This is a genomic window from Enterococcus sp. DIV0800, assembly GCF_050559735.1.
GTDB lineage: Bacteria > Bacillota > Bacilli > Lactobacillales > Enterococcaceae > Enterococcus_A > Enterococcus_A devriesei.
This window is the reverse complement of record NZ_CP187898.1, coordinates 1,818,102-1,832,324: the sequence shown is the minus strand read 5'-3', so window position 1 is coordinate 1,832,324 and position 14,223 is coordinate 1,818,102. Positions and strand designations below refer to the sequence as shown.

The window sequence follows — 14,223 nt, the reverse complement described above, 5'->3', positions numbered from 1 at the left end:
CTCTTGTATTCATGAGGGAGTAACTAGCAGCGATCGCTGTGGCAACGCCACCAACAAGAAAGAATATTTCTGGTGTTGTCTTAAATAGTGAGACTTATGTATGTGTTTTTCGCATACACAAGTCCTTTTTTTTTACTTCCAACAGAAACACGAATAAAAAGAATGTCCATTGAACTTAGATTCTGGTGTCATTCGGATTGAATAAGGAGGAAAAAGATGTCAGAGGAAAAAAAGCAACAACTAATAAAACCTTTCTACACAGAAGAAACAGACCAGGTTTTAGCAGAAGTTCAAACGACTGAAGAAGGATTGACTTCAGCGGAAGCGCAAAAGCGTTTAACTGAATTTGGTTTGAACGAGTTAGAAGAAGGCGAAAAGAAAAGTATGCTTGTGCGGTTCTTTGAACAGTTCAAGGATTTAATGATTATCGTCTTGTTATTTGCAGCGGTGATTTCCGCGGTCGTTTCCCACGAAGTCGTCGATTCATTCATTATCTTAGCGGTAGTGATTATTAACGCGGTGATGGGTGTCGTGCAGGAGTCAAAAGCGGAGCAAGCGATCGAAGCGTTACGAGAAATGTCAACGCCGAATGCCAATGTGCTTCGAGATGGACATGTCAGCTCAATCAAATCGACTGAGCTTGTACCGGGAGATATCGTGATGCTAGAAGCCGGTGATGTGGTACCTGCTGATTTACGATTGATCGAAGTGGCTTCATTAAAGATCGAAGAAGCGGCTTTGACTGGTGAATCTGTTCCCGTTGAAAAAGAGCTAATCGTCATTAACGAAGGCGAGGTTGGTATCGGGGATCGTGTCAATATGGCTTACTCAAATAGTAATGTCACTTACGGTCGCGGAAAAGGTGTGGTAGTCAATACCGGAATGACGACTGAAGTCGGAAAAATCGCCGGGATGTTGGCTCAAGCTGATGAAACAGAGACACCGCTAAAAAACAATTTGAACCAATTAGGTAAATTTTTAACCCTAGCAATTATTATTATCGCTGTGGTGATGTTTTTCGTTGGAACGGTCTTTAATGACACCTCTTGGGTCGATATGTTATTGACTTCAATCTCATTAGCCGTTGCCGCTATTCCAGAAGGCCTGCCAGCGATTGTAACGATTATTCTGGCTTTAGGAACACAAGTCATGGCCAAACGAAACTCGGTGATTCGTAAATTACCAGCCGTTGAAACCTTGGGCTCAACCGACATTATCGCCTCAGATAAGACCGGTACGTTGACTTTGAACCAAATGACGGTGGAAAAATTATACGTCGACAATCATCAATATGACGCAAATGGTGAAGTGCCTGTAGATAGCATGGCGATGAAAGTCATGAACTATGCCAATGATACAAAAATTGCCCAAGACGGTAGCTTGATTGGAGATCCAACGGAAACGGCACTGGTTCAATTTGGGTTGAACAACGGCTTTGATGTCCGTGAAAAAGTAGCCGAACAACCCCGCGTGGCAGAGCTGCCATTTGATTCCGATCGTAAATTAATGAGTACGCTCCATGAAGAAGCAGCAGGTAAAATTTTGGTTGCTGTCAAAGGAGCGCCTGATGTTTTATTGGATCGAGCGTCACAAATCTTGTTAAACGGTCAAGTCGTACCAATGACTGAAAAAGAAAAACAAGATATTCTAGCGAATAATAAAGACATGGCTCAACAAGCGTTGCGTGTCTTGGGAATGGCTTATAAGTATGTTGATCAAGTTCCAGCTGAATTGGAAGCGGAAGTCATTGAAAATGATTTGATTTTCGCAGGACTTGTCGGCATGATCGATCCAGAGCGTGCTGAAGCAGCTGAAGCGGTACGAGTAGCAAAAGATGCTGGTGTTCGTCCAATCATGATCACTGGAGACCACAAAGATACGGCAGAAGCCATCGCTGCTCGTTTAGGCATCATTGAAAAAGGGGACGATGCGTCCGTTTTAACGGGTGCCCAATTAAACGAAATGTCCGATGAAGAGTTCGCGCAAAAAGTGGAACATTATTCTGTTTATGCTCGTGTGTCGCCGGAACATAAAGTTCGGATCGTTAAAGCTTGGCAAAAAGAAGGCAAGGTCGTTGCCATGACCGGTGACGGTGTCAATGATGCGCCTGCTTTGAAACAAGCGGATATCGGCATCGGCATGGGGATCACTGGAACAGAAGTTTCCAAAGGTGCCTCTGATATGGTTCTTGCCGATGACAACTTTGCGACGATTGTCGTGGCCGTTGAAGAAGGACGGAAAGTCTTCTCGAACATCCAAAAAGCGGTTCAATATTTACTAGCTGCTAACCTTGGGGAAGTCTTAACCCTATTTATTGCGACTTTACTTGGTTGGGACACCTTGTTGCCGATTCATTTATTATGGATTAACCTAGTGACCGATACCTTCCCAGCGATTGCACTTGGGATGGAGCCGGCCGAAAAAGATTTGATGCAGCATAAGCCTCGCGGTCGCAGCTCAAACTTATTCTCTGGCGGTGTTTTCTCAAGTATTATTTATCAAGGGATTTTAGAAGCTGCTACTGTATTATTCGTCTATTGGTCAGCGATTCAGTGGCCGGTTCATACTGCCTACGCTGAAGTTCATTCAGATGCGTTGACGATGGCTTTTGCAACTTTAGGCTTGATGCAATTGTTCCATGCCTTTAACGTGAAGTCTGTTCATCAATCATTATTCAAAGTCGGAGCATTCCGCAATAAGAGCTTTAACTGGGCGATCTTATTATCCTTCGCTTTGATGATGGTGATCATTGTCGTGCCAGGACTGAATGACGTTTTCCGGGTGGCTCATCTAGATTTATATCAATGGGGAATCGTGATCGGTGCTTCCTTTGCGATTATTCCAATCGTTGAGATCGTAAAAGCCTTCCAACGTGGAGCAATGAAAAATAAAGATTAGTTAATGTAGCGGGTAATGCTTGACGGATTGTCAGCTTTGCCCGCTTTTTTTAATGGATTTTTTCAAAACGGGTATGATGGGTGATTCTAAATATTTTCATAACCGCTTTGCATAATGTAAGAAAATCAGTAAAATGGAAGTATCATACCAAAGAAAGTAGGAATATAAGAATGCGACCAAATACAGGCTTTTACGCTGGAGAAATTAACGAAATCGTTCAAAATACAGAAAAAATGGGTGAACGTTTACACCCAAGCTATGAAGAAATTCGAAAAGCGTTAGACGAAAAGAAAATCAACGAATTTGATGAGGAACGTTTGTCAGAGATTCATGACCTATTCGAGGAAGGCACTCATTTTTACCAATTGAATTTAGAAAAAATCGGTATGATGAAACCACCGGCTAAAGTAATGGGAAATCATAAGAGCTTCCAGAAGGCGTATGTTCAATATGTTGCCGGTTGCCAAGAAATGACCGATAGCTTGTTGCCAGAAGTCAACGAAGAGGCATTCAACGCAGCTGAAAAAAAACAAGATGAAGCAACCGATATAATCTATAAAACGATTCAAAAAATTACAAATCTGTTATTGAAATAGTAAACAATATAAATTTTAAACACAACAAAGGTTTTTTAATTTTATTATAACGTTATTTTAAATACAGCAGAGAAAGAATCAGGTATGATTACTTCATAACCAATAACAACCTTTTCTTTTTCATTGCATTTAGGTAATACTCCTTTAGCACCGATTTGCCGATCGGTGCTTTTTTTGCGAGTTCCACTTCACGCTTCAGCGGGATTAGTGGAATCGTATGCGCGGTGAGAATCAAACACTTTTTTGCGGGTTTCGCAAAATGCATTCCAAAATTTGAACTAGCTGTCAGTTTTTCTTCCTGCTTCAGCAGGTTAGAAAAATGATATGTCGACGAGAATGAGCGTAAATTTTGAAAAAATTTACTTTCTTTTTTATTGAGTCGCCTGTGAGTTTCAGCGTGATTAGTGGAATCGTATGTGTGATGAGAGTTAAACGCATTTTTCGTGGGTTTCGCAAAATGCATTCCAAAATTTGAACTAGCTGTCAGTTTTTCTTCCTGCTTCAGCAGGTTAGAAAAATGATATGTCGACGAGAATGAGCGTAAATTTTGAAAAAATTTACTTTCTTTTTTATTGAGTCGCCTGCGAGTTTTAGCGGGACTAGTGGAATCGTATGCGTGATGAGAGTTAAACGCATTTTTCGTGGGTTTCGCAAAATGAATTCCATAAATCAATCTAGCCAATGGTAGTTAAATCAATTTTTTTAACATACTCAATAGAATCATACACATAAAATAAAAAAGCTGAGGTCCGCGCGAAGTATTCACGTGGGCCTCAGACTTTTAGATCTCGATATTTCTTACGTAATCTTCGAAATAGTCATTCAGATCTTTTTTGATTTTTTGATATTCTTCTTCGGTGTACTCTTTTTCCTCAAGCCGGCCTTTAAAATTCGGCAAGTCCAAGTCTTTTTTTAGCCGCTCGATGACTTCTTCTTTATTCATTTCAGAATCCTCTCAAATTGACTTAATCAAAATATACGCAAACGGCTTCTGGCGCGTAGACATCTTTTTGGATCATGGCTAAAAGGCCAGTTTCAGCATCGCGACGGTATAAAGTTAGGTTGTCGCTATTTTGATTGGCAGCTACTACATAGGCATCGTCGGAACTTAAAGCGAAATCTCTAGGGAAATCGCCTTCTGTTGAGATGGATTGGATCATTTCGATCGTCGTTCCGGCTTCATCAATGGCAAAGACTGCGATGGAGTTATGGCCACGATTTGATGCATACAAGTGGCGTCCGTCGGTTGAGATTCGAATGGCTGCACCGCCGTTTTCGCCGTCAAAATCTGCTGGTAAGGTTGAAACTTTTTGTTTTTGAGTGAAGCTGCCATCAGTCTTGTCGTATTCTAAGACACTTACGCTGCTGTCTAATTCACCAAACAGATAGGCCAATGCTTTATTCGGATGGAAAACAAGATGACGTGGCCCCGTACCAGGTTCAGCCACATAAACTGCGACCTCTTCAATTTCGCCTGTCTTAGCGACATCGTAGGTATAAATGCGATCTGTTCCAAGGTCACAAACAACTAGCCGCTGATCAGGAGTCAAATCGCTGTAATGGGCATGGGCATGATCTTGGTTTTTATGGGGACCAGTTGGCTCTGTATGGATAATAGAAGCAACTGCTTTTAGTGAGCCATCGTTTTGGATGGCGTAAGTATTTACTTCACCTTTATGGTAGTTGGCACCATAGACTAATTGTCGGTTATCGTCTACGGCAACGTAACAAGGAGGCGCACCTTCTTCTGTTACGATGTTTAATAATTTGCTTTGCGGATCATAACTAGAGACGCCGCCTTCGCCTTCATGACTTGTTACAGAGTACAGATAGTTTTCTTTGCTTTTGGCAAGGTAGGTAGGACTCGTTTCCTTAGTAACCAATTGCAAATTGTTCAGCGTTTCAGTGGTAGTATCTAATTCGATTTGATAGATGCCCTCACTTACACGGCGTGTATATGTTCCTAAGATTATCTTTTGAATCATTTGAAAACCTCCTTCAATGTACCTCCTATTTTAGCAAGTTTATTCCTTCTTGGATAGCGCTAACTTTGTGATATAATTGGAAAATAAACTAAGAAAGAGCGTGAATTATGACAGTAACGGAAATAACTCAAATTGGCAAAGAAGCAGTTAATGACGAAAATATTATCGTACTTTTTGGTGAAACCATCACACCAGATTTGTTGGATGTCTCTGTCGTTCAAAAAAAAATCAGCGATGAGACGATTGCATTAAAAGCAGGCAGTCGCATCATTTTTGGCGACCAAAGCTATCAAGTGCAGGGCGTGGGCCCGGTGGCGAATCAAAATTTAAATGAGATCGGTCACGCGACGATTTTCTTTCAAGCAGAAGTTGGAACAATTGCGAATGCGGTCTATGTGAGTCCAGAAAAACTTCCAGAATTAGAAGTCGGAATGAAGATTACGTTTCAGTAGGGATGTGAGAGTATGGATAAAAAGAAATTAGGTGAACGCACCTCGTGGTTTTGGAAATGGTTTTTAAATAGCCAAGTGGTGGTGGCCCTGATCATCGTTTTATTGCTCCTATTGATTACGTTAGTATTTACAAAGGTTTCCTATCTCTTTGAACCAATAGGGCAATTTTTCGCGATCGTCGGGTTACCAGTAGTGATCGCCGGAATTTTGTATTACTTAATGAATCCGGTCGTAAACTTTTTGGAAAGTAAGGGAATCAAGCGATCAATCGGAATTATTTTACTATTCATTGTCGTTGTCGCATTGATTGCTTGGGGCATCGTTGTGATCGTGCCGATGATCCGGGAGCAAGTCGGATCGTTGATTAAAAGTATGCCTGGCTACTTCGATACGATTACAGACAAAGCAAATGAAATCTTTAAAGATCGATCATTTCAACCCTTCCAAGAACATATTGAAAGCAGTTTGCAAAAATTATTAGAATCTTTGACGGAGATTACGCAAAATGTTTCTCGCGTAACGTTGCAAGGATTAGGCAGTGTTGTTTCTACATTGGCGACCGTCGTGATTGCTTTAGTTACAGCACCGATCATTCTCTTTTTCTTATTGAAGGATGGCGACAAACTGGCCCCGTATTTGCTCAAATTTTTACCAGATAAGACGAGAGAGCCGACGTTACGGGTATTGACGGAAATGAACTCGCAGCTGGCTTCTTATATTCGAGGGCAATTGACTGTGGCCTTTACCGTGGCAGTGATGTTCATCATTGGTTTTTCCATTGCGGGATTGAATTACGCGATCACATTAGGGATCTTAGCTGGCTTTTTAAATTTGGTTCCTTATCTAGGTTCCTTTTTAGCGATGATTCCAGTCATTTTTATTGCGATTGTCACGAGTCCTTTCATGCTTGTGAAGGTGATCATTGTTTTTGCGATTGAGCAAACAATCGAAGGACGAATTGTTTCACCATTAGTTTTAGGCAATCAATTAGAAATACATCCAGTAACGATCATGTTTGTCTTATTGACGGCGGGGAAAATTTTTGGAATTTCTGGTGTAATTTTGGGGATCCCATTTTATGCGGTTGCAAAAGTGGTCGTGATCCACGTATTTGAATGGTATAAGCGTGTATCTCCCTTATATGAAAACGAAGAAAAAGGACCTGTCGATCAATGATCGAGGGTCCTTTTTACAATGTGGATAGATTAAAATTGTGCGGCTAAAACTTTTGCTTTTTCCTTCGCTGCGGCCATAATTTCAGGGGCCTTTTCAGGAGCATAATCGGCACCTTCGATATAAATAGAATCAAAATCAGTGATTCCGATAAAATTCAAGATTCCTTTGACATATTGTGCTGAAAAATCTTGCCCATTATATGTACCACCACTTGATTGGATATGGATTGCCTTTTTATCAGTAATTAAACCAACAGGTCCTTCGGCAGTATATCTAAACGTTTTACCTGCAACGTTGATTGTATCGAACCAAGATTTTAATTTTGAAGGAATATTCAAATTCCATAAAGCATTTGCAATAACAATTTTTTCACTTGCTAAAAATTGATCAGTGAATTCATTAAAAATTCGAACCTTTTCTTGTTGGGCGTCACTTAAATCAGTGAATTCAGCACCTTTTTGCAAGGTTTTCCAAGCTAATAAGAGATCACCATCAATTTCAGGTAGATCAGTATAATACAAATCCAGCATAGTGATAACATCTTCCGGATGACGTAATTGATGTTCCTCAATAAATGTATCTAAAATGGTAACAGTTTGTGAATCTTCTGCTGATAACGGGTGGGCATTTACGACTAAAACATTTGCCACGACGAACACTCCTTATAATATTTACTTTTTACTATTGGCAATCCTACACAAAAAAGTTATAATGCGCAATTTATCTGCTCGAAATAATCGAAACGCTCACTTTTTGATTAGCTTGCCATATATTTTTGATAAGCTGAGGCTCCACCAATGACATTAATGACTTGGTAGCCCTGATCTCTTAAAAATTGCGCCATTGTTTTTGAACGACCGCCAAATTGAGTGAAAAGGTAATACGTTTTACCTTTGTTTAATTGGCCTAATTGATTCGGTAATTGAGTCAAAGGAATTTGCAGGACACTGGAGCCCTTCAATAAATCAAAGCTATCATAAAATTCAGGGTCTCTTAAGTCTAAAACATCCACGGATTCTTTTGCGGCAAGCGACATAAATTCTTTTGTAGTTACTGAGTTATTCATTTTTTCAAAACCTTTTCTTTCTTAATATAGATTTCAATTTAATCTATTTGTACTGCGATTACAAGTGTTATCCAGTATTTTTTTATTCAATTTGACGAATATAAAAGAAAATACTCGAAAAATTTTCAAAAATGACCTAGTTGTTTCAAAAGATCAAATTTTTCTGTAGATTGAAGAGTTTATTAAAGTTTAGCCTGCTGAAAAAGGAAGGTCTCTAAACGTTCGACAGCAATAGGTTTCACTTGCGTGATTCAGATTCCCTCGTTAAAATAGAAGTGACGGAGGGAAGACGACCATGGATAATTTTCATTTAGGGAAACTTAATTTAAAAACAATCGCCATTCGTGTGAAAGATCGGGACGGCATGATTCATTTTTATCGTGATATCATTGGTTTACATTTGTTGCGGGAAGAAAACGAATTAGCGATTTTAGGATACAAAGATCCAGCTAGCGAATTGCTTTGGTTGGAAGAAAGCCCACGAGCAAGTGAACATCGTGGAGAAATCAAAAAAATGCAGCGTGTCTCATTGGTTGTACCGAATATTGAAGAATTAGCGAACGTTTACTATCGTGCGGAAAAAGAAAAATATCCCGTGAAGTCTGCTTTACAGGCAGATGCTGAAAAGGGCTTGCTGTTTGAAGATCCTGAGGGAAATGAAATTGAAATCTTTTACGCTCCTAGTAATGAACGTTCAACGGCGGAACCGATCAGTCTTGATTTTAAGGAATTAGAAAAAAAGGCGACAAAACGCGAGAAAATCCACGACGCTTATTTTGACAAGATCCATTTGAATATTAGTGATCTAGCTCGTCAGCAGGAATTTTTGGCGGATATTTTAGGTTTAGAGGTTCATGATGAGACTGAAGAAGAGCTGCTTTTAAACCGCGGCGAATTTAATGTTGGTTTAACTGTTGCTACGGGTGGAACGATTGATGAACCAACGGACAAAGTTTTAGGATTAGACTTTTTACAATTTCTTGTTTCAAAAGAAATGCTGACGGAATTAAGCAGCCACTTGGACGAGAAAGAGCGGGAATATTTCCGTGATAAGAAGCAATCATTGATTACGATTTACGATCCAGCTGGACTTGAATGGTGGTTTGTATTGAAATAGTAAAAAGCCGCGAGCAATCGCGGCTTTTTTTTGATTTATAAAGAAGGTATAAAGTTTTCATATGAATAAATCGCTTTACAGCAGGTCTAGCCATGTTCGGATTCACGAACTAGCTTTATCGGCAATAAGCAAAACGATTTCGAAATTTGAGAAACAATTTAGAAATCGTTTGTTCTTATTGCTTAGCTGACTCCTAATTAGGGAATCATTTTTCCAAAAACGCGAAAAATGATTCTAATTGTCGTTATGCATACCATTTTTCTAATCTCAATAAAGGAGAAGAAAAACTGGCAAAAAGCTGAGCGAGTTCGCGAAAGCCTTTCTCAAAGACTATAATAGAAAAAGCACTAAGAGTTGAAAATAAACAATAGGAAAGTCAAGCAATTGAAGCTTTTCACCGTCATTAGTGACATAGAGGATCAAACAGAGGAAGGCCTGACAAATCAAAAAGCTAACCAGATTATACAGCGGCTTGGAAAATATCCCTTTTTCGGGAAAATCGTCGGTATAGTGATAGATGAAAAGGCTGCAGGCGGCAAAAATAACAAACAGACCGACGACTTGAATCCGCAAATCTGAAATGAATGTCTGCAATCCCCAGAGTAAACAAAACGAACCGAGAAATATGAGCCATCTTTGCGGCTGGCAAAAACGGGCAAGCAACTGCTTCATTCTTTGCTTCATTTTTTTGCTCCTTTTTAAAATAGGATTTCTTTCTGCTTATTTTACAGGAAAATTCTGGTTTGGGAGATTCATATTTTTTAAAGGTTCAAAAGTTTTCGTTTTCTGATTGTGCTATACTTTTTGGGGAACTATTTTTGAAAGAGGGGCTGAGATGTATCCAGAGACACGTCACTTAATTGAAGCAAAGATGAGGCAGAAGATTTTTCCCGGTGCGGTTTTTCAATTCATCGAAGATCAGCAAGAAGAAGTACAGGTACTAGGCAACGCGCAAATTGAACCGACCGTCATCCCAATGGCAGAAGATTTTCTTTTCGATGTGGCATCGCTAACCAAAGTTGTCTGTACTACGACTGTCATGCTGAGACTTTTTGAAGCAGGCAAGCTCACTTGGGATCAACCGCTGCATGACTTATTGCCGAATTTTCAAAATCGCCGAATTACGTTGCGTCACTTATTGACTCATACATCAGATATCCAGACTTATATCCCCAATCGTAATCAACTGAATGCGGCAGAATTACGAGAGGCTTATCTGAAATTAGAACCGGGTGAGCGGCTTGGAGAAGTTGTCCAATATACGGACGCGGGAACGATTTTGCTTGGTTTTCTGATTGAAGAGCTCTATCAAAAAGACGTGATCGAGGTTTTCAAGCAAGAAGTGCTACAGCCGTTACAGATGTCAGCGAGTCTTTTTTTACCAGAACCATCTTATGATCGAATCGTTCCGACGCAAAAGCAAAGTGATGGAAGGATTCTAAAGGGGATTACTCATGATCCGAAGGCGCGCATTTTAGCGGAACATGCTGGCAACGCAGGACTGTTTACGAATCTGAAAGATTTAAGTAAATTTGCAAAAATGTATTTGAATCTTGGTCGAGTTCAGGATAAAATTTATTTACATGACAAGACAATTCGTGAATTGCTAAAGGATCAGACACCAACGAAAGCTGGCGAGCGTTCGCTAGGTTGGGATTTGAAATTCAGTCCGAAAGATCAAGCACCGTTGCTTTTTCACACTGGCTACACAGGGACATTTCTGATGTTGGATATAATAAAGCAATCGGCCTTTATTTTTTTGTCAAATCGTGTTCATCTAGAAGATCATCGAGCTCGTTATGTAGCGGAGCGTGATGAAATTTTAGCCTGCTATTTAAAGGAACGAAGCAACATTTATCAAAAATAACGATAGTTAGAAGGAGTAATAACTCATGGAACCATTATTTTTAAAACCCGTATTTCAAGAAAAAATTTGGGGTGGGGATCAACTCCACACCGTTTTCGGTTTTGATATCCCAAACGACAAGATCGGTGAAGATTGGGCCATCAGCGGACATCCTCATGGGGTAAGTATCGTAGAGAACGGACCACACAAAGGCAAAACCGTCAGTGAGCTTTGGCAAAATCATCGGGAACTGTTCGGTAACGCTGAAGGCGATGTTTTCCCATTATTAACAAAAATTTTAGATGCGGAAGATGATCTATCTGTCCAAGTTCATCCAGATGACAGCTACGGCTTAAAACACGAAGGCGAATTAGGTAAGACCGAATGTTGGTATATTATTAATGCGAAGCCCGGCTCAGAAATTGTTTATGGTCACAATGCCAAGACTCGTGAAGAGTTAGCAGAAATGATCGAAGCAGGTCGGTGGGATGATTTATTACGCCGTGTGCCGGTTAAGGCGGGAGACTTTTTCTATGTACCAAGTGGAACCATCCACGCGATCGGAAAAGGCATCATGATTTTGGAGACCCAACAAAGCTCTGATACGACTTATCGGGTATACGACTACGATCGCAAAGACGATCAAGGAAATACGCGTGAATTGCACATTCAGCAATCGATCGATGTAACGACCGTCCCAGCAATCAGCCCTGAGTTAGAAGTGACGGAAAGCAAAAAAGGCACATCTTCTGTAATCACTTACCTAAAGACCGAATTCTTTAATGTTTATGAATGGGATGTTGTCGGTGAACTTTCGTTGAAAAAATCCGGTGACTATACGTTAGTGACTGTGATCGAAGGCTATGGCAATTTGATCGTTGACGGCCAGAGCTATGAAATGAAGCCTGGCACAAGCTGCATCTTACCAGCGGAAATTACGGAATGGAAAGTCGAAGGCGAAATGAAGATCATAGCTTCAACGCCGGGAACAAAATAAGAATAAAAAAAGAATCATTCGCAAAATTGCGGATGATTCTTTTTTTTTAAGCGATTTCCGGTAGTTCAACTTCTTCGCCGTATTTATTTTTTAAGGCAGTGTGAAGCAAGCGAATGGCTAAAGATTTATTCCGAGCTAAGATCGGTCCGTGGAAATAAGAACCATAGACGTTTTTATAAATGACGCCTTCGCCTTGATCTTCGCCATTATTGCCATTGCCTTTGACGATCGTACCAAGCGGACGCTCACCTTCACCTAAGAAGGTGCGGCCGTTATGGTTTTCAAAGCCGTAATAAGTCTCGCCAAATTCTTGGTTATGGATCTCGATGTCACCGATAAAGCGGTGATTGTCTTGGCTTAATGTGTAATGATCCAACGCGCCGATGCCTTCAATTTTTTGACCGTCGGCACCCACATAGTAATGGCCTAATAATTGATAGCCGCCGCAGATTGCTAGCATGACGCCATCATTTTCGATGTATTCTTTCAGTGCAGCTTTTTTTTCTTGGATATCCTTTGAGACGATCATTTGCTCGTAATCTTGACCGCCGCCGAAAAAGATCATGTCATATTTATCAGGATCAAAGTCTTGATAAATGCTGACGATTTCCGAGTTTAGCTCGATACCCATTTGTTTTGCATAATAGTTCAGGGTCAATAAATTTCCGTTATCCCCGTAAGTGTTGAGTAAATTGCCGTATAAATGTGCTAAGTTCAATTCGTAATTAGCCACGATCCATACCTCCATCAATGTAGCCTTTTTGGGCTAGTTCTTTCCGTAGTTGTAAGACAGCGGTGTACGTCGCTAAGATATACACGTGTTCCGTCGGCAATAGTTTGATCTTTTCAATGGTTTCCGTCAAGCTTTCTGTCTCGGTCAGCTTGTCGTCAGGAATACCTGCAACCCGGAAACGTAAAGCCATATCGGTGTGGCGGTCGCCACCTGCAATCACCGCCGGTACATTCATTTCAGCGAAGGCTTCATGATTGCCGTCCCAGATCCAACTGATGTCGATTCCATCGGCGTAATTCGCATTCAATAATGAAACTAATGAAAAAGGATAGGGTGCTAAACCAATCATATCGATCACTTGGTTCAAACCAACAGGATTTTTGACTAAGACTAACGTACATTTTTTACCGTCAATTACAAACTCTTCTTGCCGCCCAAAAACTTTTTCATCGTAGCCTAAGCCGCGTTTGATTTTTTCTTGCGGGACACCATAATATTCCGCTACCGCCGTTGCTGCCAATGCGTTGTAAACATTATACATGCCACCAACTTCGATCTTATACTCTTGTCCGTCAATCACAAACTCAGAGGATTGATTGTCCATGGCCTTCATTTCAGTTAATTTGTAATCCAATTCAGGACGGTGGAAGCCGCAGTTAGGGCAATAATATTTTCCAAGGTTAGCATAAGTGATCATTTTATATTTCAAGATATGTTGGCATTTTGGACAAAGTAAACCGTCCGTATTATAGTGAGCGTCTTGCTCTTTATCTGGCAAATGATCGAAGCCGTAATATTTTTTAGGGTTGATGGTTTCCAATGAATTAAAGATTGGCGAATCACCGTTACACAAGATGGGGGCCTGTGGTGATTTTGCCGCTCCATCAACGATTAATTTATAAGTAGTGTAGATTTCACCGTAGCGATCCATTTGGTCGCGGAAAATATTGGTGAATAAGAACAGCTCAGGTTTGATATATTCCGTAACCTTGCTTAGGCTTGCCTCATCGATTTCAAGAACGGCAATTTTTTTATCGTCTTTCTTGCCTTTGGCATTTAAGAAAGTCGAGACGATTCCTTGGGCCATGTTGGCACCGGTGGGATTTGTCAAAACATAATCAAATTCCTGTTTTAAAATATTAACAGTCAAGGCCGTGGTCAATGTCTTCCCGTTTGTTCCAGTGACGACGACGACTTTGTAATCCTTCACTAATGTATCTAAAATATTGGGATCTAACTTTAAAGCTAATTGCCCGGGATAGCTTGATCCACCTTTAAAGAAAGTTTTTAATCCCCATTGCGCGGTCTTTCCGGCGGCAATCGCCAGATGACTTCGTAAACCCATCGCACATCCTCC

General features: G+C 40.5%; 15 protein-coding genes. 7 read left to right on the top strand and 8 right to left on the bottom strand.

What is annotated here, in order from left to right; translation table 11 throughout:
* Positions 1 to 216 precede the first annotated feature (216 nt).
* On the top strand, positions 217 to 2,898 hold the full coding sequence (locus IGI54_RS08940; RefSeq protein WP_071860778.1) for a cation-translocating P-type ATPase: 2,682 nt from the start codon (positions 217 to 219) through the stop codon (positions 2,896 to 2,898).
* A 170-nt stretch (positions 2,899 to 3,068) separates the two neighbouring features.
* Complete coding sequence (locus IGI54_RS08935) at positions 3,069 to 3,494, top strand: hypothetical protein (RefSeq protein WP_071860779.1); 426 nt, start codon at positions 3,069 to 3,071, stop codon at positions 3,492 to 3,494.
* Positions 3,495 to 3,582: 88 nt separating this feature from the next.
* On the opposite strand, the gene IGI54_RS08930 is transcribed toward IGI54_RS08935, so the two are convergent.
* From IGI54_RS08930 to IGI54_RS08920, 3 genes are all read right to left on the bottom strand, one after another.
* A complete protein-coding gene (locus IGI54_RS08930; RefSeq protein ID WP_430620492.1) occupies positions 3,583 to 4,167 on the bottom strand; it encodes a hypothetical protein in 585 nt (194 codons plus the stop codon).
* A gap of 108 nt (positions 4,168 to 4,275) precedes the next feature.
* The gene (locus IGI54_RS08925) at positions 4,276 to 4,437 is read right to left on the bottom strand and encodes a hypothetical protein (protein WP_169818918.1); all 162 of its coding nucleotides are present in this window, start codon (positions 4,435 to 4,437) and stop codon (positions 4,276 to 4,278) included.
* 22 nt (positions 4,438 to 4,459) lie between these two features.
* Positions 4,460 to 5,479, bottom strand: coding sequence for a lactonase family protein (locus IGI54_RS08920; RefSeq protein ID WP_430620491.1), 1,020 nt, complete (start codon positions 5,477 to 5,479; stop codon positions 4,460 to 4,462).
* 107 nt (positions 5,480 to 5,586) lie between these two features.
* Here IGI54_RS08920 and IGI54_RS08915 point away from each other — a divergent pair, with 107 nt between their 5' ends.
* Together IGI54_RS08915 and IGI54_RS08910 are read left to right on the top strand one after the other, a co-directional pair.
* Entirely contained in the window at positions 5,587 to 5,931 is a 345-nt protein-coding gene (locus tag IGI54_RS08915; protein WP_071860782.1) for a PTS glucitol/sorbitol transporter subunit IIA, read from the top strand.
* Positions 5,932 to 5,943: 12 nt separating this feature from the next.
* Positions 5,944 to 7,107 carry an AI-2E family transporter gene (locus tag IGI54_RS08910; RefSeq protein WP_071860783.1) on the top strand — a complete coding sequence of 388 codons (1,164 nt, stop codon included), beginning with the start codon at positions 5,944 to 5,946 and terminating at the stop codon, positions 7,105 to 7,107.
* Between the two features lie 29 nt (positions 7,108 to 7,136).
* Here the strand turns inward: IGI54_RS08910 and IGI54_RS08905 are convergent, their stop codons facing one another.
* Together IGI54_RS08905 and IGI54_RS08900 are read right to left on the bottom strand one after the other, a co-directional pair.
* A complete protein-coding gene (locus IGI54_RS08905) occupies positions 7,137 to 7,757 on the bottom strand; it encodes an FMN-dependent NADH-azoreductase (protein WP_430620490.1) in 621 nt (206 codons plus the stop codon).
* Between the two features lie 107 nt (positions 7,758 to 7,864).
* On the bottom strand, positions 7,865 to 8,173 hold the full coding sequence (locus tag IGI54_RS08900) for a rhodanese-like domain-containing protein (protein ID WP_071861036.1): 309 nt from the start codon (positions 8,171 to 8,173) through the stop codon (positions 7,865 to 7,867).
* Positions 8,174 to 8,468: 295 nt separating this feature from the next.
* Between IGI54_RS08900 and IGI54_RS08895 the strand changes: the two genes are divergently transcribed.
* Positions 8,469 to 9,290: a VOC family protein gene (locus IGI54_RS08895; protein ID WP_216428370.1), complete on the top strand. Its 822-nt coding sequence runs from the start codon at positions 8,469 to 8,471 to the stop codon at positions 9,288 to 9,290.
* Between the two features lie 330 nt (positions 9,291 to 9,620).
* Here IGI54_RS08895 and IGI54_RS08890 read toward each other — a convergent pair whose 3' ends face one another.
* A complete protein-coding gene (locus IGI54_RS08890; protein ID WP_430620489.1) occupies positions 9,621 to 9,974 on the bottom strand; it encodes a hypothetical protein in 354 nt (117 codons plus the stop codon).
* A gap of 151 nt (positions 9,975 to 10,125) precedes the next feature.
* Here IGI54_RS08890 and IGI54_RS08885 point away from each other — a divergent pair, with 151 nt between their 5' ends.
* Positions 10,126 to 11,157, top strand: a complete 1,032-nt coding sequence (locus tag IGI54_RS08885) for a serine hydrolase domain-containing protein (protein ID WP_430620488.1) — start codon at positions 10,126 to 10,128, stop codon at positions 11,155 to 11,157.
* A gap of 25 nt (positions 11,158 to 11,182) precedes the next feature.
* The gene (manA, locus tag IGI54_RS08880) at positions 11,183 to 12,133 is read left to right on the top strand and encodes a mannose-6-phosphate isomerase, class I (protein ID WP_313629945.1); all 951 of its coding nucleotides are present in this window, start codon (positions 11,183 to 11,185) and stop codon (positions 12,131 to 12,133) included.
* A 46-nt stretch (positions 12,134 to 12,179) separates the two neighbouring features.
* Here the strand turns inward: manA and IGI54_RS08875 are convergent, their stop codons facing one another.
* Positions 12,180 to 12,866 (bottom strand): type 1 glutamine amidotransferase, encoded by a 687-nt coding sequence (locus IGI54_RS08875; protein ID WP_430620487.1) that lies wholly within the window; start codon positions 12,864 to 12,866, stop codon positions 12,180 to 12,182.
* On the bottom strand, positions 12,859 to 14,211 hold the full coding sequence (locus tag IGI54_RS08870; RefSeq protein ID WP_430620486.1) for a MurT ligase domain-containing protein: 1,353 nt from the start codon (positions 14,209 to 14,211) through the stop codon (positions 12,859 to 12,861). The genes IGI54_RS08875 and IGI54_RS08870 overlap by 8 nt, the downstream gene beginning before the upstream one ends.
* Positions 14,212 to 14,223: the final 12 nt, after the last annotated feature.

Coding starts and splice junctions, on each gene's coding strand:
- IGI54_RS08935 (WP_071860779.1), top strand. CDS start 3,069: ATGCGACCAAATACAGGCTTTTACGCTGGAGAAATTAACGAAATCGTT.
- manA (WP_313629945.1), top strand. CDS start 11,183: ATGGAACCATTATTTTTAAAACCCGTATTTCAAGAAAAAATTTGGGGT.
- IGI54_RS08910 (WP_071860783.1), top strand. CDS start 5,944: ATGGATAAAAAGAAATTAGGTGAACGCACCTCGTGGTTTTGGAAATGG.
- IGI54_RS08940 (WP_071860778.1), top strand. CDS start 217: ATGTCAGAGGAAAAAAAGCAACAACTAATAAAACCTTTCTACACAGAA.
- IGI54_RS08895 (WP_216428370.1), top strand. CDS start 8,469: ATGGATAATTTTCATTTAGGGAAACTTAATTTAAAAACAATCGCCATT.
- IGI54_RS08900 (WP_071861036.1), bottom strand. CDS start 8,173: ATGAATAACTCAGTAACTACAAAAGAATTTATGTCGCTTGCCGCAAAA.
- IGI54_RS08915 (WP_071860782.1), top strand. CDS start 5,587: ATGACAGTAACGGAAATAACTCAAATTGGCAAAGAAGCAGTTAATGAC.
- IGI54_RS08890 (WP_430620489.1), bottom strand. CDS start 9,974: ATGAAGCAAAGAATGAAGCAGTTGCTTGCCCGTTTTTGCCAGCCGCAA.
- IGI54_RS08920 (WP_430620491.1), bottom strand. CDS start 5,479: ATGATTCAAAAGATAATCTTAGGAACATATACACGCCGTGTAAGTGAG.
- IGI54_RS08925 (WP_169818918.1), bottom strand. CDS start 4,437: ATGAATAAAGAAGAAGTCATCGAGCGGCTAAAAAAAGACTTGGACTTG.
- IGI54_RS08870 (WP_430620486.1), bottom strand. CDS start 14,211: ATGGGTTTACGAAGTCATCTGGCGATTGCCGCCGGAAAGACCGCGCAA.
- IGI54_RS08885 (WP_430620488.1), top strand. CDS start 10,126: ATGTATCCAGAGACACGTCACTTAATTGAAGCAAAGATGAGGCAGAAG.